The organism is Pseudomonas asplenii (assembly GCF_900105475.1).
In the GTDB taxonomy this organism is placed as follows: domain Bacteria; phylum Pseudomonadota; class Gammaproteobacteria; order Pseudomonadales; family Pseudomonadaceae; genus Aquipseudomonas; species Aquipseudomonas asplenii.
The window spans coordinates 1,210,734-1,230,886 of the sequence record NZ_LT629777.1 but is presented as its reverse complement, the minus strand read 5'-3'; the positions used below and the strand labels follow the sequence as shown (position 1 = coordinate 1,230,886).

The window sequence follows — 20,153 nt, the reverse complement described above, 5'->3', positions numbered from 1 at the left end:
TGGGCGAGGGCAGGGGCCAGAGTTAACGTCACAAGGCCCTGTCAGCGCCAGCGCATTTTTATCGAATACCGCTGTCGGCGTCCGGTTTTTCCAGCGCCCATGAAAAATGCCCCGCATCTTTCGATGCGGGGCATTTTCTCAAGCTGCGCCCGCTTGCACGGGCGCCACCGGATTAGCAGCTGTAGTACAGCTCGTATTCCAGTGGGTGTACGAAGGTACGCACCTTGATTTCTTCTTCGCTCTTCAGTTCGATGTAGGCATCGATGAAGTCGTCGCTGAAAACGCCGCCTTTGGTCAGGAACGCACGACCTTTGTCCAGCTCTTCCAGGGCTTCTTTCAGGCTACCGCAAACCTGTGGGATTTCCTTGGCCTCTTCAGGCGGCAGGTCGTACAGGTTCTTGTCGGCGGCATCGCCTGGGTGGATCTTGTTCTGGATGCCGTCCAGGCCGGCCATCATCAGAGCAGCGAAGGCCAGGTATGGGTTGGCAGCCGGGTCCGGGAAGCGTGCTTCGATACGACGAGCCTTGGGGCTGTTGACGTAAGGAATACGGATCGAGGCGGAGCGGTTACGAGCCGAGTAGGCCAGCATCACTGGAGCTTCGAAGCCTGGGACCAGACGCTTGTAGGAGTTGGTCGAAGGGTTGGTGAAGCCGTTCAGGGCCTTGCCGTGCTTGATGATGCCGCCGATGAAGTACAGAGCGGTATCGGACAGGCCGGCATAACCTTCGCCGGAGAAGGTGTTCTTGCCATCTTTGGAGATGGACATGTGAACGTGCATACCCGAGCCGTTGTCGCCGTACAGCGGTTTTGGCATGAAGGTAGCGGTACGGCCGTAGGCATCAGCCACGTTGTGTACGCAGTACTTCAGGGTCTGAACTTCGTCAGCCTTGGCAACCAGGGTGTTGAACTTCACGCCGATTTCGTTCTGGCCGGCAGTCGCCACTTCGTGGTGGTGAACTTCGACGGTCTGACCCATCTCTTCCAGTGCGTTGCACATGGAGGTACGGATTTCGTGGTCGTGGTCGAACGGTGGAACCGGGAAGTAGCCGCCTTTGATACCTGGACGGTGGCCCTTGTTGCCGCCTTCCACGTCCTGGTCGGACATCCAGGAACCTTGTTCCGAGAAGATCTTGAACATGGAGCCGGAGATGTCGGACTTGAACTTGACCGAATCGAAGATGAAGAACTCAGGCTCTGGACCGAAGAAGGCGGTGTCGCCGATACCGGTCGATTTCAGGTATTCCTCGGCACGACGGGCGATTGCACGTGGGTCGCGATCGTAGCCTTGCATGGTCGACGGCTCGATGACGTCGCAGACCAGGATCAGGGTTGGCTCTTCGGTGAACGGGTCGAGCACGGCAGTGCTGTCGTCCGGCATCAGGATCATGTCGGAGGCTTCGATGCCTTTCCAGCCAGCAATGGAGGAACCGTCGAACATCTTGCCGATTTCGAAGAATTCGTCGTCCAGCGCATCACGGGCCGGCATGGTCACGTGGTGCTGAGTACCTTTGGTGTCCGTGAAGCGCAGATCAATCCATTTAACGTCATGATCTTTGATGAGTTGAACCGACTTCGACATGGTGTCCTCCGGGTGGCTTCGGGCTGGTAGTGGATGAGCCCTGAAATAGTAGTGATGCCGGCGCGAATAGTCGGCCAAGGCAACCTGCCTCACAAGGGAGCAAATTGCATGCCAGTGCCCCGTCATGGGTTTTTTGCCCCAATCTCAAGCGTTCCAGCCAGCATAGGGGAATTTCCGGGCATAGATTGCACCTTTGTAGTGCCAAAAAATGTCGAAACGACCTTTTTTGGTGCGACGAAAACCGTCCGTACAATAACTGGTCAAACCTTGAGCAATTTCCGCTATAATCCGCGCCCCACTTTTTCGGCCAGCCCGGCGCGCGCTGTTTTCATGAAACTAATCGTAAAAGTCTTCCCCGAAATCACCATCAAGAGTCGCCCTGTCCGGATGCGTTTCATCCGCCAGTTGGCGAAGAACATCCGTGCCGTGCTCAAAGATCTGGACCCGGCCGTGGTGGTGAATGGCGTGTGGGACAACCTCGAGCTGGAAACTGCGCTGACCGAGCCCAGGGCCTTGCAGGAGCTCAAGGAGCGCCTGTGCTGTACGCCGGGTATCGCGCACCTGCTGCAGGTCGACGAGTACCCGCTGGGCGACTTCGACGACATCACCGCCAAGTGCCTGCTGCACTATGCCGACGTGCTGCCGGGCACGATCTTTTCGGTGCGTTGCAAGCGTGGCGGCAAGCACAGTTTCAGCTCCATGGACGTCGAGAAATACGTCGGCAGCCGGCTGCGGCGTGAATGTGGTGCGGCGGGGATCTCCCTGAAAGACCCGCAGGTCGAGGTGCGAATCGAGATTCGCGACAAGCGGTTGTTCGTCATCCACGGCCAGCATGAAGGCCTCGGCGGCTTCCCGCTGGGCTCGGTGGAGCAGACCCTGACGCTGATGTCCGGTGGCTTCGATTCCACCGTCGCCGCCTATCAGATGATGCGTCGCGGTCTGATGACCCATTTCTGCTTCTTCAACCTGGGCGGCCGCGCCCATGAGCTGGGGGTGATGGAAGTCGCCCACTACCTGTGGAAGAAGTACGGCAGCTCCCATCGCGTGCTGTTCATCAGCGTACCGTTCGAGGAAGTGCTGGGAGAAATTCTCGGCAAAGTCGATAACGGTCATATGGGCGTCGTATTGAAGCGTATGATGTTGCGCGCGGCATCGTCGATGGCCGAACGGCTGCACATCGACGCGCTGGTGACCGGCGAGGCGATTTCCCAGGTGTCCAGCCAGACGCTGCCGAATCTGTCGGTGATCGACTGCGTGACCGAGAAGCTGGTGATCCGCCCGCTGATCGCCAGTCACAAGCAGGACATCATCGATCTGGCCGACCAGATCGGTAGCGGCAACTTCGCCCGGCACATGCCTGAATACTGCGGGGTGATTTCGGTCAACCCCAAGACCCACGCCAAGCGTTACCGCGTGGAGCACGAAGAGAAAGCGTTCGACATGGCGATCCTCGAGCGTGCGCTCGAGCGCGCCAAGCTGGTCTCGATCGATCATGTGATCGACGAACTGGGCCAGGATTTGCAGATCGAAGAGGTCAGCGAGGCGCTGGCGGGGCATATCGTGATCGACATCCGGCACCCGGATGCCGTTGACGATGAACCGCTGGGTCTGGCTGGCATCGAGGTACAAACGATGCCGTTCTATGCACTGAATGCTCGTTTCAAGGAACTGGACCCTACTCGCCAGTACCTGCTGTATTGCGACAAAGGCGTGATGAGTCGCCTGCATGCCCACCATCTGCTCAGTGAGGGGCATGCCAATGTGCGCGTTTATCGACCGAGCTAAGTGCCCGGGGCTGTTTGCCTGTGGCCTGCGTCACCGGCCACCCGACGCCGCCGTCAAGCTGTAACGGCCACGCCAGACACTACCGTCAATCGCTGCCAAGACTTGTCAGCACACCGAATCCTCTGATCGAGATACACAAGTGATCGAAAATCTACGCAACATCGCCATCATCGCCCACGTTGACCATGGTAAAACCACCCTGGTAGACAAACTCCTGCGTCAATCCGGCACCCTGGAGCGCAACGAGCTCAACGACGAGCGCGTGATGGACTCCAACGACCAGGAAAAAGAGCGCGGCATTACCATTCTGGCGAAAAACACCGCCATCAACTGGAACGGCTACCACATCAACATCGTCGACACCCCCGGCCACGCCGACTTCGGTGGCGAGGTTGAGCGTGTCATGTCGATGGTCGACTCCGTGCTGCTGCTGGTCGACGCCCAGGACGGCCCTATGCCGCAAACCCGTTTCGTGACCAAGAAGGCGTTCGAAGCCGGTCTGAAACCGATCGTCGTGATCAACAAGGTCGACCGTCCGGGCGCGCGTCCTGACTGGGTTCTGGACCAGATCTTCGACCTGTTCGACAACCTCGGTGCTACCGACGAACAGCTGGACTTCAAAGTCGTCTACGCCTCGGCCATCAACGGCATCGCCGGTCTGGATCACACCGACATGGCCGAAGACATGACCCCGCTGTACCAGGCGGTCGTCGACCACGTCCCTGCGCCGAACGTTGACCGTGAAGGTCCGTTCCAGATGCAAATCTCGGCACTGGACTACAACAGCTTCCTGGGCGTCATCGGTGTTGGCCGTATCGCTCGTGGCCGCGTCAAGCCCAATACCCCGGTTGTAGCGATCAGTGCTGACGGCAAGCGTCGCAACGGTCGTATCCTCAAGCTGATGGGTCACCACGGTCTGCACCGCGTCGACGTCGAAGAAGCAGCTGCCGGCGACATCGTCTGCATCAGCGGCTTCGAAGAGCTGTTCATCTCCGACACCCTGTGCGACCCACTGACCGTCGAGGCGATGAAGCCGCTGACCGTTGACGAGCCAACCGTTTCCATGACCTTCCAGGTAAACGACTCGCCATTCTGCGGTAAGGAAGGCAAGTTCGTGACCTCCCGGAACATCAAGGACCGTCTGGACAAAGAGCTGCTGTACAACGTTGCACTGCGCGTTGAAGAAGGCGACTCGGCTGACAAGTTCAAGGTTTCCGGCCGTGGTGAGCTGCACCTCTCGGTACTGATCGAAACCATGCGTCGCGAAGGCTTCGAACTGGCCCTGGGCCGTCCGGAAGTGATCATTCGTGAAGTCGACGGCGTCAAGCAGGAACCGTACGAGAACGTCACCATCGACATCCCTGAAGAAGCTCAGGGCAAGGTCATGGAAGAGATGGGCCTGCGTAAGGGCGACCTGAGCAACATGGTTCCGGATGGCAAGGGCCGTGTACGTCTTGAGTACAACATCCCTGCTCGCGGTCTGATCGGTTTCCGTAACCAGTTCCTGACCCTGACCAACGGTGCTGGCATCCTGACCTCGATCTTCGACCGTTACGACACCGTCAAGTCGGGCCACATGTCCGGCCGTCAGAACGGCGTACTGGTTTCGGTTGAAACCGGCAAGGCGCTGACCTACTCGCTCGAAACCCTGCAGGCTCGCGGCAAGCTGTTCGTAGAACACGGCCAGGAGATCTACAACGGTCAGATCGTTGGTCAGAACAGCCGCGACAACGACCTGGGCGTCAACCCTACCAAGGGCAAGAAGCTCGACAACATGCGTGCTTCGGGTAAAGACGAAACCATCGCTCTGGTCCCACCTGTTCGCTTCACCCTGGAACAGGCTCTGGAATACATCCAGGAAGACGAGCTGTGCGAAGTCACGCCCAAGTCCATCCGTCTTCGCAAGAAGATCCTGGACGAAAGCGAGCGTACCCGCGCTGCCAAGAAAGCCAAGGCTTGATCTTCTAGCCCCGGCTGAATGAAAAACGCCCCCGGTCGAAAGGCCGGGGGCGTTTTTTTATGTCTGTGAGAAGTGAGCCGGGCTGTGCAACTGTGCTGGGCTCTGTCAGTGAGCCTGGCCCTGCAAGTGAACGGGACCTTTGTAGCGGCGCCGCATTCTGTGGCGAGTAGGCTTGCCTGCGCTCGGCTGCAGTGCAGCCGTAGACCCGGTGGGCGCGTTGTGCCTGATACACCGTGGTGGCAGGTCTTGGGGTCGCTGCGCGGCCCCGGCGCTTGCAAGCCCGCTCACCACAGGGGCGGAGCCATGAGCGGGTTACAGGCTGCGTGTCAGGATCAGAAGCGTTCCAGGTTCCGGCTTGGCGCCTGGCGCTCCTGCGGCTTGGGCTTGTAGGCGCAATACCCTGGACGTGGCCCGATTTTTGGATGGTTACGGCAGGTGTCCGGGCGTTTTTCGTAAATGGTGCACAGCCGTGTCTTGCGATCCAGGTACAGGCAGTCGTTGTTGCTCATGCGCTGCAGGGTGAAGATCTCGGACTTCTGGTTGTAACGCTCGACGATGCCTTCCTTCTGCAGGCGCTTGGCGATGTTTTTCGCCGGCTCACCGCGCTCGAACTCATCGACGATGCCGATGCGGATCAGGTCCTTGATCTTCACTTCCACAGGCAGCGTGCAGCAGCTGGACATGCAGCCCCCGCACATGTGGCTGGAGTACTTCTGCCAGGTTTCGAGGCGGTCGAGTTCCGCGGCAGCGATCAGGGTCGGTTTCATCAGGTGGCGTCCAGGGGTGTATCGGGCGCGCGATCATACCGGGGCTTGTGGATTTGTGAACAACCTTTTGGCGGTTTTTCGCACAATCACGACTTTGCCGGAAAATTTTTCGCGGATCCCGGGTTTGCGCATCCCCCCGGATTTACCGGCCTTTGTCGCGCCATTCGGAAAAAACCCCGAACCAGAGCCATCGCCTTGTGTCGAACCGACTAGGCTCAGACAACTCGGCTTTCAAATCGTCCATCTCGCTAGAGGTCGCATCGATGTCTCAGGAAACGCTTGTCCGTGAAACTGAGGTGGCTGCCTTTCGTGCCGCCGTCCTTGCCAAACTTACCTACGCCGTGGGTAAGGATCCCGACCATGCCTTCGATCACGACTGGTTCGAGGCCATTGCCCTGGCCGCCCGCGACCATATTGTCGAGCACTGGATGGATCACACGCGACAGATCTATCGCAAGGGACAGAAGCGGGTCTATTACCTTTCCCTGGAATTCCTCATCGGCCGCTTGCTCTACGACAGCCTGAGCAACCTCGGCCTGCTGGATATCGCCCGTGAGGCGCTGGTGGACCTCGGTGTCGACTTGGAGCGCATCCGCCTGCTCGAACCCGACGCGGCACTCGGCAACGGCGGTCTGGGGCGGCTGGCGGCCTGTTTCATGGAGAGCATGTCGACCCTCGGCATCGCCGGCCACGGTTATGGCATCCGCTATGAGCACGGGCTGTTCCGTCAGGCCATCGTCGACGGCTGGCAGCAGGAACAGACCGAGAACTGGCTGGACTTCGGCAACCCCTGGGAGTTCGAGCGGGCCGAGGTGATCTACCCGGTGGGCTTTGGCGGCAGTGTCGAAACCGTACATGACGAAACCGGCCAGGCCCGGCAGGTCTGGTGGCCGGCGGAAACCGTGCGGGCGGTCGCCTACGATACGCCGGTGGTCGGTTGGCGCGGCGCCAGCGTGAATACCTTGCGCCTATGGCGGGCCCGGGCGACGGAAGAACTGCACCTGGAGCGTTTCAACGCCGGTGATCACCTCGGCGCGGTGGCCGAGGTTGCCCGGGCGGAAAGCATCTCTCGCGTGCTCTACCCGGCGGACAGCACCGAGGCCGGCCAGGAACTGCGTTTGCGCCAGGAATACTTCTTCGTCTCGGCGTCGTTGCAGGACTTGCTGCGGCGGCACAAGAACATGCATGACTCGGTGCTCAGCCTTGGCGAACATGCGGCCATCCAACTCAACGATACGCACCCCTCGATTGCGGTCGCCGAACTGATGCGGCAACTGGTGGACCTGCATGGGGTCACCTGGGATGCGGCCTGGCAGGTCACCGTCGAGACGCTTTCCTATACCAATCACACCCTGTTGCCGGAAGCCCTGGAAACCTGGCCGGTGGGATTGATGGAGCGCATGTTGCCGCGCCACATGCAGATCATCTACCTGATCAACGCCCAGCATATCGACTCGCTGCGGGCCAAGGGCATTCACGATTTCGACGTGCTGCGCTCGGTGTCGCTGATCGAGGAGGACAACGGCCGCCGGGTGCGCATGGGCAACCTGGCGTTTCTCGGCTCCCACAGTGTCAACGGCGTGTCCGGGCTGCACACGCAGTTGATGCGCAGCACGGTGTTCTCCGAACTGCACAAGCTCTACCCGGACCGGATCAACAACAAGACCAACGGCATCACCTTCCGCCGTTGGCTGTACCAGGCCAACCCGCGGCTGACCGAGATGATGGTCGATGCCCTGGGCCCCGAAGTGCTCGATCATCCCGAAGATCTGCTGCAGGGGCTGGAGCCGTTCGCCGAGAAGGCCGGTTTTCGCAAGCAGTTCGCCGAGCAGCGCCTGCACAGCAAGCGCGCCCTGGCGGCGTTGATCCAGGATCGCCTGGGTATCGCGGTCAACCCGGCGGCGATGTTCGATGTGCAGGTCAAGCGTATCCACGAGTACAAGCGCCAGTTGCTCAACCTGCTGCACACCGTGGCGCTGTACCAGGCGATTCGCGCCGAGCCGGAAACCGATTGGGTGCCTCGGGTGAAGATCTTCGCCGGCAAGGCTGCGGCGAGTTATCACCAGGCCAAGCTGATCATCAAGCTGACCAATGACATCGCCCGCACGGTCAACAATGACCCGACCGTGCGTGGCCTGCTCAAGGTGGTGTTCCTGCCCAACTACAACGTCAGCCTGGCGGAAAGCATCATCCCGGCGGCGGACCTGTCGGAGCAGATTTCCACGGCCGGGTTCGAGGCCTCGGGCACCAGCAACATGAAATTCGGCCTCAATGGCGCGCTGACCATCGGCACCCTGGACGGTGCCAACGTGGAAATGTGCGAGCGGGTCGGCCAGGAACACATGTTCATCTTCGGCCTCAGTGCCCAGCAGGTCGAATCGCGCAAGCGCAACGGCGAGTTCAGTGCGGCGCAGGACGTGGCCGCGTCCCATCGCCTCAATGACGTGCTGCAGGCCATTCGGGGCGGGGTGTTTTCCCCGGACGATCCGGGGCGTTACGTTGGCCTGGTCGACTCGCTGGTCGACTACGATCGTTTCCTGGTCTGTGCCGACTTCGATACTTACTGGGCTGCCCAGGGCAAGGTCGAGGCGCACTGGCACGACAGCAAGGAGTGGTGGCGTTCTGCCGTACTTAACAGTGCACGGATGGGCTGGTTCTCGTCGGACCGGACCATTCGCGAATACGCGACCGAAATCTGGAAGGCACTTGAGTAATCTTTTGCAATAAGTTGTGAGGCCGGCCCCACTCTGGCGGGGCCGGATCGATATACTACGCGGCAGATTGGCCGGGGGCGCAACACCTTGCCGGACAGCACATCGGTCCCGTTTCTGCAGGAGCAGGGCTTGCCCGCGAAGAGGCCATCAAGGCCGCCAAAAGCTTCGCGGGCAAGCCCTGCTCCTACGGTATCGGCGGGGGCGGGGCTGTCCGGGCCCGATCCGGCTTAAGCCGCTGAGGGATATCGTGCATGCAATGGATTCTGATGCTGGTCGGGTTGGTGTTGGGCTGGATGATCGACGAGATCATCCTCGACGCCCTGATCGGTGCATTGATGGGCCTGGTGATTGGCCAGGCGTTCCGCCTCAGGAGTCTGGGTCGTCAGGCTTCCAGCCAGGAAGCCCGCTTACAGCAAACGCAACAGGCCTTGGCCACTGTCGAGCAGCGAGTGCGTGAACTGGAGGTTACTGGCGTCAGCCGAGCCGAGTCGCCTGTTTCCGCTGCCGTCGAGCCCACCCCCATCGTTGTCGATGAAACACCTGCCGCCGCGCCGGCCCAGGCGGCCGAACCGGCTGTCGAAGAAATTGCCCAAGCGCTGCGTGCCGTCCCCGAACTGATCTGGGAACTGCCCCAAGACCTGCAGGAACCGGCGAGGCGCAACGAGCCCCAGGCCGTGCGCCCCGAAATCGATGCCTGGGCGCCGGAGCCGGTCGAACTCCGCGAGCCGGTCGCGCCAGTTGCTCCGCGCGCACCGCGTGAACCGAATCTGATCGAACGTGCCGTGGCTGGCGCGCGCAACTGGCTGTTCGGTGGTAACACTGTGCTGCGGGTCGGCGTGCTGCTGCTGTTCCTCGGTCTGGCGTTCCTGCTGCGTTATGCCACTGAAGGCATGGTGGTGCCTGTCGAACTGCGTTACGCCGGGGTCGCCGGTTGTGCCCTCGGTCTGCTCGGCCTGGGCTGGTGGCTGCGGCTGCGCAACAGCAACTACGGCCTGATGTTGCAGGGCACCGGGATCGCGGTGTTGTACCTGACGGTCTTCGCCGCGATGCGCCTGCATCCATTGCTCGACCCTTCGGCTGCTCTCGGCCTGCTGGTCGCGGTCACGGTGTTCTCGGCGATTCTCGCCGTGACCCAGGACGCCGTCGGGCTGGCCGCCGCTGCGGCGCTGGGTGGTTTTGCCGCACCGATCCTGACCTCCACCGGTTCCGGCAACCATGTCGCCCTGTTCAGCTACTTCATCTTGTTGAACAGCGGCATTCTGGCGATCGCCTGGTTCAAGGCCTGGCGCCTGCTGAACCTGATCGGTTTTGTCGGCACCTTCGGTATCGGCTTCGCCTGGGGCCTGCGCTCCTATCAGCCCGAGCTGCTGTGGAGTACCGAGCCGTTCCTGGTGCTGTTCTTCCTGATGTACCTGGCTATCGGCCTGCTGTTCGCCCGGCGCAAGCTGCGCGAGATGGCCGGTGGGCCGCAAGACGACAGTCGTGAGGGGTTGCTGCGCTGGTCGGCGCGCCAGGGCGACTATGTCGACGGTACGATGCTGTTCGGCCCGCCGCTGGTGGGCTTCGGGCTGCAGTTCGCACTGGTCCAGCACCTGGAATTCGCCGCCGCGTTCAGTGCGCTGGCGCTGGGTATCATCTACATGGGCCTGGCCCGCCTGCTGATGGGCGGCCGGGCGCTGCTGCTGGCCGAGACCTGCCTGGCGCTGGGCGTGATCTTCGCCAGCCTGGCGATTCCGCTGGGCCTCGATGCGCGCTGGACGGCGGCCGCCTGGGCCGTGGAAGGGGCAGGTATGTTCTGGCTGGGCCTGCGCCAGCAGCGGCCGTTCGCGCGGATCTTCGCACTGTTGCTGCAATTGGGCTCGGCGTTGGCGTTCCTCGATACCTTGCAGATCGGCGAGCACAGCCTGCTCGATGCGGCGCCGCTGGGTGCATTGCTGCTGGGATTGGCCTTGCTGTTCAGCTTCTGGCAACTGCGCCAGGCCGCCCCCGGGCAGGCGGCGCACTGGGAGCGGCGTGGGGTACCGGTGCTGGCTTGCCTGGGGCTGGGGTTCCTCTATCTGTTGGCCCCGTTGTTCTTCTTCAGCCAGGGCACCGCCATCTGTTGGGCGCTGGCCGGCCTGGCGACGTTGTTCGTCGGTCTGCGCCTGCAATCGCGGGCGTTCCTGTTCAGCGCATTTGCCGTGCAACTGCTCGGCGGGGCGTTGTTTCTGGCACGGCTGCAGGGCGCCGAAGGCGAATCGACGGCGGTGTTCAGCGCCGGTTGGGGCGGCTTGATGAGTGCTTCGTTGATCGGCCTGTCGCTGATCGGCGGGATGCTGCTGGCCGCGCGTGACGAGATGGTGCGTAACGATGCCCGGCTGTTGCGTGGGCTGTCGGTGGTGCTGCTGGCCGGATTGGTGCTGATCAACCTGGCGGTTCTGTTCGTGCTGCCGTGGGCGACGGCCAGTGGTGTCTGGGCCGCCAGCGGCCTGCTGATCATCTGGCTGAGCCTGTATCTGCGCCAGCGCCTGAGTTTCCTGTTCGGCCTGCTGCTGCAACTGATCGGTGGCGGCGCATTCCTGCTCGAAGGGTTGGGGCAATTCGGCTACTTCAATAACGAGGGCCTACGCCTGCTCGCCCACAGTGGTTTCTGGACGCCGATGGTGCTTGGGCTGGCCGCTTTCGTCGGCGCCTGGCGCCTGCAGCGCGACAGCCAGCCGACGGTGTTCGATGCCTTGAGCCTGCGGCGCCTGTCCCGGGTGTTGCTGATCTGGGGCACGGGCTGGTGGGTATTGGCATGGGCGGCTGAAATCATGCTGTTCGCCGCATCGGCGACCTGGGCGTCCTGGATGCTGGCCATGACCGCCGCCAGCGTGGCGCTGTGGACGTTGCTGGCCCTGCGCCTGCGCTGGTCGGACCTGGCGCTGCTGTGCACCCTGCTGGTGCCGGTGGCCGGGTTGATACTGCTGCTGGACTGGGTGCGAATCTACAACCCGGCGGCGCACTTCGGCTGGCTGGTGTGGCCGGCGCTGTTTGCCGTGCACCTGCTGTCATTGCGCAAGCTGGCGCCGCAGTTGCCGGCGCGGCTACTCAGTTGCGCCCATGTGTTGGGCTGCTGGCTGATCATCAGTGTATTGGCGCTGGAGCTGCGCTACGGCCTGCTGCTGTTGTCGGAGCATTACAATGCCTGGCGCTGGCTGGGTTACGCGATCCTGCCGAGCCTGTACCTGCTACTGATGGCCGCGCCGCGCGAGTGGCCATGGCCGATCGCCGCCCATGCGCGCGAGTACCGTCTGTACGCTGCCGCACCGCTGGCGTTGTTGATGCTCGGCTGGTTCTGGCTGGCCAACAGCTTCAGTGACGGTCACGCCGAGCCGCTGCCGTATGTGCCGCTGCTCAACCCGCTGGAACTGGGGCTGTTGTTCGCTCTGGGGAGTGTCTATATCTGGTCGCGCAGTTCCGTGCCCCAGTTGGGCGTTCGTGCCGCCCATGCCGAGTTGGCCGCCCAGGCGGTTTCTGGCCTGTCGCTGTTCGCTTTTGTCACGGCGCTGGTGATGCGTGCAGCCCACCATTGGGGTGGTGTGGCGTTCGAACTCGATGCACTGCTGGCATCGATGCTGGTTCAGGCGGGTCTGTCGATCGCCTGGAGCCTGATTGCCCTGAGCCTTATGATTGGCGGCCATCTGCGCCATCGGCGCGAAGTCTGGCTGATCGGTGCCGCGTTGATCGCGGTGGTGGTTGCCAAACTGTTTTTCGTCGAACTGAGCAACCGTGGCGGGCTGGCGCGAATTGTCTCGTTCATCGGCGTTGGTGTATTGATGCTGGTGGTGGGCTATTTCGCGCCGCTGCCGCCCAAGCGCGCGGAGGTTGAATTGTCCGAGGCACCAACTGAAGGAGTGTCGTCTTGATTCGCACGTTGAGCCCGGGTTGCCTGGGCGTGCTGCTGTTGTGCCTGAGCGCGCCATTGCTGGCCCAGGAAAAACCCTTGGATTACGCCACTCTGGTGCCCTTGACCGTGAGCGGTGAAGGCCCCTGGTACCGACTGGAGCTGCCGCTGGCTTTGCAGGCGCAGGCCCGTCAGGCCGACTTGAACGACGTTCGGGTATTCAACGCGGCAGGCGAGCCCCAGGCCTATGCCCTGGTCAAGGAGCAGGCGCAGTCGACGCAACAGCGCAGCCAGACCGATGTGAAGTGGTTCCCGCTCTTCAGCTCGGCCGATGCGCCCCAGGCGGCACCCAGCGTGCGTGTCCAGGCGACGACCAGCGGTACGCTGGTCGAGGTGAGCCCTACCAGCCAACTGGAGGCCGGTGAGGAAGTGCTGCGTGGCTGGTTGCTCGATGCCAGTGCGATCAAGGCGCCGTTGCAGCAGTTGGTGCTTGATTGGACCAGTGAGCGCGAGGGTTTCCAGCGTTTCAGTATCGAGGCCAGCGACGATCTGCAACATTGGCAGTCCTGGGGCGATGGCCAGGTGGCGCGACTGTCCTTTGCCGACGAACGCATCGAGCAGCGTGAAGTGAACCTGCCCGGTCAGTCGGCGCGCTACCTGCGTTTGTTGTGGCAGTCGCCGCAGTCGGCACCGGTGTTGAGTGCGGCGCAGTTGGTGAGCAGCACCAGCAGCCTGTCGGTGTCGCCGCTGGTCTGGTCGCAGCCGTTGGCTGGCAGCACCACCCAGGCAGGCGAGTACACCTGGACGTTACCCACCGGGCTGGATCTGGAACAGGTCCGGGTCCAGCTGGCCCAGCCCAACAGCCTGGCGCCGGTGCGTCTGTACGGTCGGCGTACGGGCAATCAGGCATGGCAGGCCCTGACCAGCGGCTTGCTCTATCGGCTGACGCAGGGTGGCGAGGAGGTGCAGCAGGACACGCTGGAGCTTTCCGGTGACACCGTTGCGCAATTGAAACTGGTGGTCGATGAGCGTGGTGGTGGGCTTGGCGCGACCGCTCCGGCCTTGAGTTATGCCGTGCACCCGACACAACTGGTGTTCCTGGCACGGGGTAACGGGCCGTATTCCCTGGCGTTGGGGAATGCGACGGTCAATGCGGCGAACCTGCCGCTGTCGACGTTGATCCCCGACTACAGTCCGCAGCGTCTGGCCGGGATCGGCAAGGCCACTGCGGGCACGGCGCAGGCGGTGGCGCCGCAAGTTCCGCAGACCGTGACGCCGCCGGCGACCGACTGGAAGAAGATCGGCTTGTGGGCGGTGCTGCTGTTGGGCGTGGCGGCGCTGGGTGGCATGGCGTTCAGCATGCTGCGCAAGCCGCAGGCCTGATGGTGGGGCGACAGAGAGAGGTCGCAGTCTGGGGAAGCCATGATTCGGGCCTCTACGGACGCGGCCTGGCAGCGCTTTTGGACTACGCTGAAGCCGACCTGTGAACTCTCTGTGCGTCATCTGTGTCTGAGCATGAGGATTTGCAGCGCGACTCGCGTTAAACTGCGCGGGTTTTCAAGCCCCCCTTTCTCCGGAGTCATCCATGTCCCGCGTTACCCTGAGTCGCTATTTGATTGAGCAGACCCGCAGCAACAATACGCCTGCCGATCTGCGTTTCCTGATCGAAGTGGTCGCGCGCGCCTGTAAGGAAATCAGCCATGCCGTCTCCAAGGGCGCGCTGGGTGGTGTCCTGGGCAGCATGGGCACCGAGAACGTGCAGGGCGAAGTACAGAAGAAACTCGACGTGCTGTCCAACGAAATCCTGCTCGAAGCCAACGAGTGGGGCGGCCACCTGGCCGGCATGGCGTCCGAGGAAATGGACAACGCCTACCAGATTCCCGGCAAGTACCCGAAAGGCGCCTACCTGCTGGTATTCGACCCACTGGACGGCTCGTCGAACATCGATATCAACGCGCCGGTCGGTACCATTTTCTCGGTGTTGCGTTGCCCGAACGAATACCTGAGCCAGAACGAAGCCCTGAACGAAAAGGCTTTCCTGCAGCCGGGTACCCAACAGGTCGCTGCCGGCTACGCGATCTACGGCCCACAGACCATGCTGATCCTGACCCTGGGCGATGGCGTCAAGGGCTTCACCCTGGACCGTGAAATGGGCAGCTTCGTGCTGACTCACGAAGACATCACCATCCCGGCTTCCACCCAGGAATTCGCGATCAACATGTCCAACCAGCGCCACTGGGAAGCCCCGGTACAGCGTTACGTCGACGAGTTGCTGGCCGGTGAAGAAGGTCCGCTGAAAAAGAACTACAACATGCGCTGGGTTGCCGCCATGGTGGCCGACGTGCATCGCATCCTGACCCGTGGTGGCCTGTTCATGTACCCACGCGACAGCCGTGAGCCATCCAAGCCGGGCAAGCTGCGCCTGATGTACGAAGCCAACCCGATGTCCTTCCTGATCGAGCAGGCGGGCGGTGCTTCCACCGACGGCCACCAGCGTATCCTCGACATCCAGCCCGAAGGTCTGCACCAGCGCGTGGCGGTGTTCCTCGGTTCGAAGGAAGAAGTGGAGCGGGTCACCGCTTACCACAAGGCATAAACCCCTGCCCGCGCCTTGGCAGCCGCTGCTCGAAGGGTGGTTCGGTTCAGCCGACCAGCCCAGCGAGATCGGGGCTGACAAGCGCACGCTGTGGTTTGGCAAGCGTATCAGCAGAGACCGCGAGCCGAGCCCTGCTGTCTGTTGAATGGCCTCTTGTGGCGAGCGGGCAAGCCAGCTCGCCCCAAAGGTGGCTCGCCGTCAGATCCGGAAACTTCCCACCAGTTGCTTCAGGCGTGCCGCCTGCTGTTGCAGGTCGGCACAGGCGCGCAAGGTGGCCTGCAGGTTCTCCACGCCTTCCTGGTTGAGGGTGTTGATCTCGGTGATATCGACGTTGATCGATTCCACCACGGCAGTCTGTTCCTCGGTGGCGGTCGCCACCGATTGGTTCATACCATCGATTTCGCCGATTCGCTGGGTCACGCTGCCCAGTCGTTCGCCTGCCTGGTTGGCGATGCCGACGCTGTTTTCGCTCTGGCGCTGGCTGTCGGTCATGATGGTGACCGCCTCGCGGGCGCCGACCTGCAACGCCTCGATCATCTTCTGCACCTGCTGCGCCGAATCCTGGGTGCGATGGGCGAGGTTGCGCACTTCGTCGGCAACCACGGCAAATCCGCGCCCGGCTTCACCGGCCCGCGCCGCTTCGATGGCCGCGTTGAGCGCCAGCAGGTTGGTCTGCTGGGAAATGCTGGTGATCACTTCGAGGATCTGGCCGATGTTCACCGTGTTGCTGTTCAGGGTCTCGATATTGCCGCAGGAGTCACTGATCTGTGCCGACAGTTGCTGGATCGCGCCGATGGTCTTGTCTACCACGTGCTGACCGTCTTCGGCGAGGTTGCGTGCTTCGCTCGAATGCTGCGAGGCAAGGGCGGCGTTCTGGGCGATTTCCTGGGCTGCGGCGCCGAGCTGGTTGATGGCCGCCGCCACGCTGCTGGTGCGGTTGGCCTGCTGGTCGGAGTTGAGCATCGATGAGTTGGAGGCACTGACCACCCGCAAGGCGACCTCGTTGACCTGGCCGGTGGCCGAGGCCACTTCGCGGATCGAGGTGTGGATACGCTCGACGAAACGGTTGAACGATATACCCAGGGTGCCGAATTCGTCATGGGCGTGGATGGTCAGGCGTTTGGTCAGGTCGCCTTCGCCTTCGGCGATATCGTGCATGGCCCGGCCCATCAGGTGCAGTGGCTGCATCAGGACGCGAATCAGCATGCCCAGCAGGGCGATGATGATGATCACGGCGATCACCATGGCAACGATCGCCGAGGTGCGGAATTCGCTGAGCATCGAGAAGGCGGTGTCCTTGTCCAGTACCAGGGCCACGTACCAGTCGGTCGATGGCACGCCGTTGACGTGGGTGAAGGAAATGAACTGGGGTTTGCCGTCCAGCGTGACCTGTTTCAGTCCGGAACTGATCTTCGGGGTGTCGTCGGGATAGGCTTCGGCGAGATTCTTGAGGATCAGTTTGCTGTCTGGGTGAATCAGGATCTTGCCATCGGCGCTGACGATGAAGGCGTGGCCGTGGCCGCCGAAGTTCAGCGAGTTGATGATGGTGCTGACGCTGCCCAGATCGATGTCCGCGCCGCTGACGCCAATGAACTTGTCCTGATGCTTTACCGGGGTGGCCACGGTGATCACCAGCTTGCCCGACGAGGCGGCGATGTAGGGGTCGGTGACGATGGTCTGCTGGGCCGCGTTGGCCGCCTTGTACCAGCCACGGGCGCGTGGGTCGTAGTCGGCGGGACGGCTGGCGGCCGGCACCGAGAACATCACGCCTTCCTGGCTGCCGAAATAGCTCAACTGGAAGTTGCTGCTGTAGGCGGGCAGGCCGACGGCGCGCTTGAGGCTGCCGGCGGAGCTGCCGTCGACGGCAATCTGCTGCGATAGCGATTGCAGCAGTTGGATGCGGCTTTCCAGCCAGGTCTGGACGTTGCTGCTGGTCAGACTACCCAGCTCCTGCATCGAAGTCTGGGTACTGTTGTATAGCGCCTGGCGCTGACGATAGTCGTTGAACAGGATGAAGCAGGCGAATGCCACGGCGACCACGAGGGCCGCAGCCAGGAGAATCTTGTGGCTGAATTTGAAATTTCTGGTCATGAAATAGCTGTCGCAGGGGGGAGTTCAACGAGGGGGCGACAATCTGCCATGTTTTAGCGGATCTTGCCTCTCTATCTCGACGAACTGGAGAGGGCGTGTCCCGCAAACTGGTGTAGCTCGATCAGGGCTCTGTCGTTTGACTGATGGCTGTCGACAGCATGGCTTGTGGCGGCCTGCTTGCAAAAGAACTGATCTGCAAAGGAAAGTCCTGTAAGAAAAGCTCGTAGGCTCGGGAACCAGATGGCGGTTTTCTCTTCTAAGCTTGCGGTAGGCCCCGCGTCGACCTTTTCGTCCCCAGGAGTTTCTCCCCATGTCGTTGCGTTCTCTTGCTCTGTTGTCGTTCTGCGTGCTGCTGGCCGCGTGCAGCAAGGTCACCCAGGCAAACTATTCGAAGCTGTCCACGGGCATGCCCAAGGCTGAGGTCGAGGCGTTGCTCGGTTCTCCTTCCGATTGTTCTGGCGCGCTGGGCATGTCCAGTTGCACCTGGGGTGACAAAAACAGCTTTATCAGCGTGCAGTACGCCGGTGACAAAGTCCTGATGTTTTCCGGGCAAGGCCTGAAGTAAACCGGGGAGCAGTCCCTCGGGAGAAGAAGAATGTTGCGTTTAGTGGTTACTCTTTTGGCTGGCTTGTTGCTGGCCGGTTGCGCCACGTCTGGTGACGATCTGGCGCCCAAGACCGCAGGTCATGTCGACCTCAAGCGTTACCAGGGCACCTGGTACGAAATGGCGCGGATGCCGATGTATTTCCAGCGCAACTGTGCGCAGTCCGAGGCCCGCTACAGTCTGATGCCCGACGGAAAGATGGCGGTGTTCAACCGCTGCCTGACCGAGCAGTGGACATGGGAGGAGGCCAAGGGCACGGCGACGCCGCAGATCGAAGGGCAGACCGACAAGCTCTGGGTGCGTTTTGACAACTGGTTCACCGCTTTGCTGCCCGGCGTGGCAAAGGGTAACTACTGGATTCTCTATGTCAGCGATGACTATCACAACGCGATTGTCGGCGACCCGAGCCGGCGTTACCTGTGGTTGTTGTCGCGCAGCCCCAAGATCAATGTTGACACCCGCGAGGACCTGCTGAGCAGGGCGCGGCAGCAGGGCTATGACACCACCCGGCTGATCTGGCGTACGCCGGATTCGAAGATGCCCAACTGATCTGACCGGTAGGCAAAATCCATCGTAGGAGTGGCCGGCCGACGCTCGGTTGCTGGCCACTCCCGCAGAACAGCGCGTTTGGCGTCAGCTCAGCAATTCACGCAACACCTGGGCAAACGCCCGCGCACTTTCCTGTTCGCCCGCATGCCGGCCCCCGCGTACCGCCCACTGGCCGTTGACCATCACGTCACGCACCTGACGATCACCGCCAGCGAACAGCCAGCGATTGAGAATGCCGTCGTCCTCGGCTGTCGCCAGGTACGGGTCGTTGCCGTCGAGCACCAGCCAGTCGGCGCGCTTGCCCACTGCCAGGCCGCCGATGGCCTGGCCGAGCGCCTGGGCACCGCCGTCCAGTGCCGCGTCAAACAGCGTGCGCCCGACCATCGGCTGATCGGCACGGTACAGACGGTTGCGGCGCTGGTCGCGCAGGCGCTGGCCATATTCCAGCCAACGCAGTTCCTCGACCACGCTCAATGACACATGGCTGTCGGAACCAATACCCAGCCGTCCACCCTGGGCGAGGAAGTCCACCGCCGGGAAAATCCCGTCACCGAGGTTGGCTTCGGTGGTCAGGCACAGCCCGGCAATCGCCCGGCTGCGGGCCATGCGGCTGACTTCCTCGGTATCGGCATGGGTGGCGTGCACCAGGCACCAGCGCTGGTCCACCTCGACATTGTCGTAGAGCCATTGCAACGGCCGCTTGCCGCTCCAGCTCAGGCAGTCGTCGACTTCCTTCTGCTGCTCGGCGATGTGGATGTGCACCGGGCATTGCCGGTCGCTGGCGGCCAGCACTTCGCTGATCTGCTGTGGGGTCACCGCCCGCAGCGAATGGAAGCACAAGCCCAGGGCCTGGGCCGGGGTTTTTGCCAGCAACGGCTGTAGACGTGTCTGCAGTTTCAGGTAATTTTCGGTGCTGTTGATAAAGCGCCGCTGGCCTTCGTTGGGGGCCTGGCCGCCGAACCCGGAGTGGCTGTAGAGCACCGGCAACAGCGTCAGGCCGATCCCGGCGTCCGTGGCGGCCTGGCTGATGCGCAAGGCGAGTTCCGCCGGATCAGCGTAGGGTTGACCGTTGGTATCGTGGTGCACATAGTGAAACTCGGCGACCGAGGTGTAGCCGGCCTTGAGCATCTCGATATAGAGCTGGCGGGCGATGATGCCCATCTGCTCGGGGCTGATCTTGCCCACCAGACGGTACATCAGGTCGCGCCAGGTCCAGAAACTGTCGTTCGGGTTGCCGGCCACTTCCGCCAGCCCGGCCATTGCGCTCTGAAAAGCGTGGGAGTGCAGGTTCGGCATGCCCGGCAGCAGCGGGCCGCCCAGCCGTTCAGCGTCTTCTGCATGGGAGTCGGCCTGGACCCGGGCCAGTACGCCTGCGGCATCGACCTCAAGACGTACGTTTTTGGCCCATCCACTAGGCAGCAGCGCGCGTTCGGCAAAGAAGGCGGACATGGTTCAGCACCCTATCGTGTGTTATTTGTATATACATATACAGACGTTTGCGTGCCCGGTAAACTCCGGCAAGCTAGTATCCTGTCCGGCAAATACGTTCGGTTCCTTGCCTGCGGCCCCGGTCCGGATTGCGCAACAGGCGCTCCCGAGGACGAACAGCCATTTGCGCGACAGGAACCTGCCACCCTTAAATC

At 62.0% G+C, this 20,153-nt stretch carries 12 protein-coding genes and 2 pseudogenes; 9 read left to right on the top strand and 5 right to left on the bottom strand.

The window, feature by feature from the left end; all coding sequences use genetic code 11:
• Positions 1 to 172: 172 nt before the first annotated feature.
• Positions 173 to 1,579 (bottom strand): type I glutamate--ammonia ligase, encoded by a 1,407-nt coding sequence (gene glnA, locus BLU37_RS05540; protein ID WP_010453524.1) that lies wholly within the window; start codon positions 1,577 to 1,579, stop codon positions 173 to 175.
• Positions 1,580 to 1,909: 330 nt separating this feature from the next.
• Here glnA and thiI point away from each other — a divergent pair, with 330 nt between their 5' ends.
• Together thiI and typA are read left to right on the top strand one after the other, a co-directional pair.
• Positions 1,910 to 3,364, top strand: coding sequence for a tRNA uracil 4-sulfurtransferase ThiI (gene thiI, locus BLU37_RS05530; RefSeq protein WP_029379666.1), 1,455 nt, complete (start codon positions 1,910 to 1,912; stop codon positions 3,362 to 3,364).
• A gap of 139 nt (positions 3,365 to 3,503) precedes the next feature.
• Positions 3,504 to 5,324: a translational GTPase TypA gene (gene typA, locus BLU37_RS05525; protein ID WP_010453528.1), complete on the top strand. Its 1,821-nt coding sequence runs from the start codon at positions 3,504 to 3,506 to the stop codon at positions 5,322 to 5,324.
• A 332-nt stretch (positions 5,325 to 5,656) separates the two neighbouring features.
• On the opposite strand, the gene BLU37_RS05520 is transcribed toward typA, so the two are convergent.
• Positions 5,657 to 6,091: a YkgJ family cysteine cluster protein gene (locus tag BLU37_RS05520; protein WP_010453530.1), complete on the bottom strand. Its 435-nt coding sequence runs from the start codon at positions 6,089 to 6,091 to the stop codon at positions 5,657 to 5,659.
• A gap of 263 nt (positions 6,092 to 6,354) precedes the next feature.
• Between BLU37_RS05520 and BLU37_RS05515 the strand changes: the two genes are divergently transcribed.
• The 5 genes and pseudogenes from BLU37_RS05515 to BLU37_RS29410 all read left to right on the top strand — a co-directional run.
• Complete coding sequence (locus BLU37_RS05515; protein WP_010453533.1) at positions 6,355 to 8,805, top strand: glycogen/starch/alpha-glucan phosphorylase; 2,451 nt, start codon at positions 6,355 to 6,357, stop codon at positions 8,803 to 8,805.
• Between the two features lie 251 nt (positions 8,806 to 9,056).
• On the top strand, positions 9,057 to 12,692 hold the full coding sequence (locus tag BLU37_RS05510) for a DUF2339 domain-containing protein (RefSeq protein WP_090202983.1): 3,636 nt from the start codon (positions 9,057 to 9,059) through the stop codon (positions 12,690 to 12,692).
• Positions 12,689 to 14,053, top strand: a complete 1,365-nt coding sequence (locus BLU37_RS05505) for a DUF3999 domain-containing protein (RefSeq protein ID WP_090202980.1) — start codon at positions 12,689 to 12,691, stop codon at positions 14,051 to 14,053. Before BLU37_RS05510 ends, BLU37_RS05505 begins: the two co-directional genes overlap by 4 nt.
• 202 nt (positions 14,054 to 14,255) lie before the next feature.
• Positions 14,256 to 15,266: a class 1 fructose-bisphosphatase gene (locus tag BLU37_RS05500; protein ID WP_010453539.1), complete on the top strand. Its 1,011-nt coding sequence runs from the start codon at positions 14,256 to 14,258 to the stop codon at positions 15,264 to 15,266.
• A 4-nt stretch (positions 15,267 to 15,270) separates the two neighbouring features.
• Positions 15,271 to 15,390, top strand: a pseudogene (locus BLU37_RS29410) (DUF924 family protein); the annotation flags it as partial.
• Between the two features lie 74 nt (positions 15,391 to 15,464).
• Here the strand turns inward: BLU37_RS29410 and BLU37_RS29845 are convergent.
• On the bottom strand, positions 15,465 to 16,229 hold the full coding sequence (locus BLU37_RS29845; RefSeq protein WP_408003672.1) for a methyl-accepting chemotaxis protein: 765 nt from the start codon (positions 16,227 to 16,229) through the stop codon (positions 15,465 to 15,467).
• A gap of 93 nt (positions 16,230 to 16,322) precedes the next feature.
• Positions 16,323 to 17,357, bottom strand: a pseudogene (locus BLU37_RS29840) (HAMP domain-containing protein); the annotation flags it as partial.
• A 310-nt stretch (positions 17,358 to 17,667) separates the two neighbouring features.
• Between BLU37_RS29840 and BLU37_RS05485 the strand changes: the two are divergent.
• Both BLU37_RS05485 and BLU37_RS05480 read left to right on the top strand, forming a co-directional pair.
• Complete coding sequence (locus BLU37_RS05485) at positions 17,668 to 17,922, top strand: hypothetical protein (protein ID WP_010453541.1); 255 nt, start codon at positions 17,668 to 17,670, stop codon at positions 17,920 to 17,922.
• Between the two features lie 30 nt (positions 17,923 to 17,952).
• The gene (locus BLU37_RS05480) at positions 17,953 to 18,510 is read left to right on the top strand and encodes a lipocalin family protein (RefSeq protein WP_010453542.1); all 558 of its coding nucleotides are present in this window, start codon (positions 17,953 to 17,955) and stop codon (positions 18,508 to 18,510) included.
• A gap of 84 nt (positions 18,511 to 18,594) precedes the next feature.
• Here BLU37_RS05480 and BLU37_RS05475 read toward each other — a convergent pair whose 3' ends face one another.
• Entirely contained in the window at positions 18,595 to 19,959 is a 1,365-nt protein-coding gene (locus BLU37_RS05475) for a formimidoylglutamate deiminase (protein WP_090202973.1), read from the bottom strand.
• Positions 19,960 to 20,153 lie beyond the last annotated feature (194 nt).

What these genes read in the sequence shown, in the direction of transcription:
- BLU37_RS05485 (WP_010453541.1), top strand. Translation starts at nt 17,668, where the DNA reads ATGTCGTTGCGTTCTCTTGCTCTGTTGTCGTTCTGCGTGCTGCTGGCC.
- glnA (WP_010453524.1), bottom strand. Translation starts at nt 1,579, where the DNA reads ATGTCGAAGTCGGTTCAACTCATCAAAGATCATGACGTTAAATGGATT.
- BLU37_RS05510 (WP_090202983.1), top strand. Translation starts at nt 9,057, where the DNA reads ATGCAATGGATTCTGATGCTGGTCGGGTTGGTGTTGGGCTGGATGATC.
- BLU37_RS05480 (WP_010453542.1), top strand. Translation starts at nt 17,953, where the DNA reads ATGTTGCGTTTAGTGGTTACTCTTTTGGCTGGCTTGTTGCTGGCCGGT.
- BLU37_RS29845 (WP_408003672.1), bottom strand. Translation starts at nt 16,229, where the DNA reads ATGCTCAACTCCGACCAGCAGGCCAACCGCACCAGCAGCGTGGCGGCG.
- BLU37_RS05500 (WP_010453539.1), top strand. Translation starts at nt 14,256, where the DNA reads ATGTCCCGCGTTACCCTGAGTCGCTATTTGATTGAGCAGACCCGCAGC.
- BLU37_RS05515 (WP_010453533.1), top strand. Translation starts at nt 6,355, where the DNA reads ATGTCTCAGGAAACGCTTGTCCGTGAAACTGAGGTGGCTGCCTTTCGT.
- thiI (WP_029379666.1), top strand. Translation starts at nt 1,910, where the DNA reads ATGAAACTAATCGTAAAAGTCTTCCCCGAAATCACCATCAAGAGTCGC.
- BLU37_RS05475 (WP_090202973.1), bottom strand. Translation starts at nt 19,959, where the DNA reads ATGTCCGCCTTCTTTGCCGAACGCGCGCTGCTGCCTAGTGGATGGGCC.
- BLU37_RS05520 (WP_010453530.1), bottom strand. Translation starts at nt 6,091, where the DNA reads ATGAAACCGACCCTGATCGCTGCCGCGGAACTCGACCGCCTCGAAACC.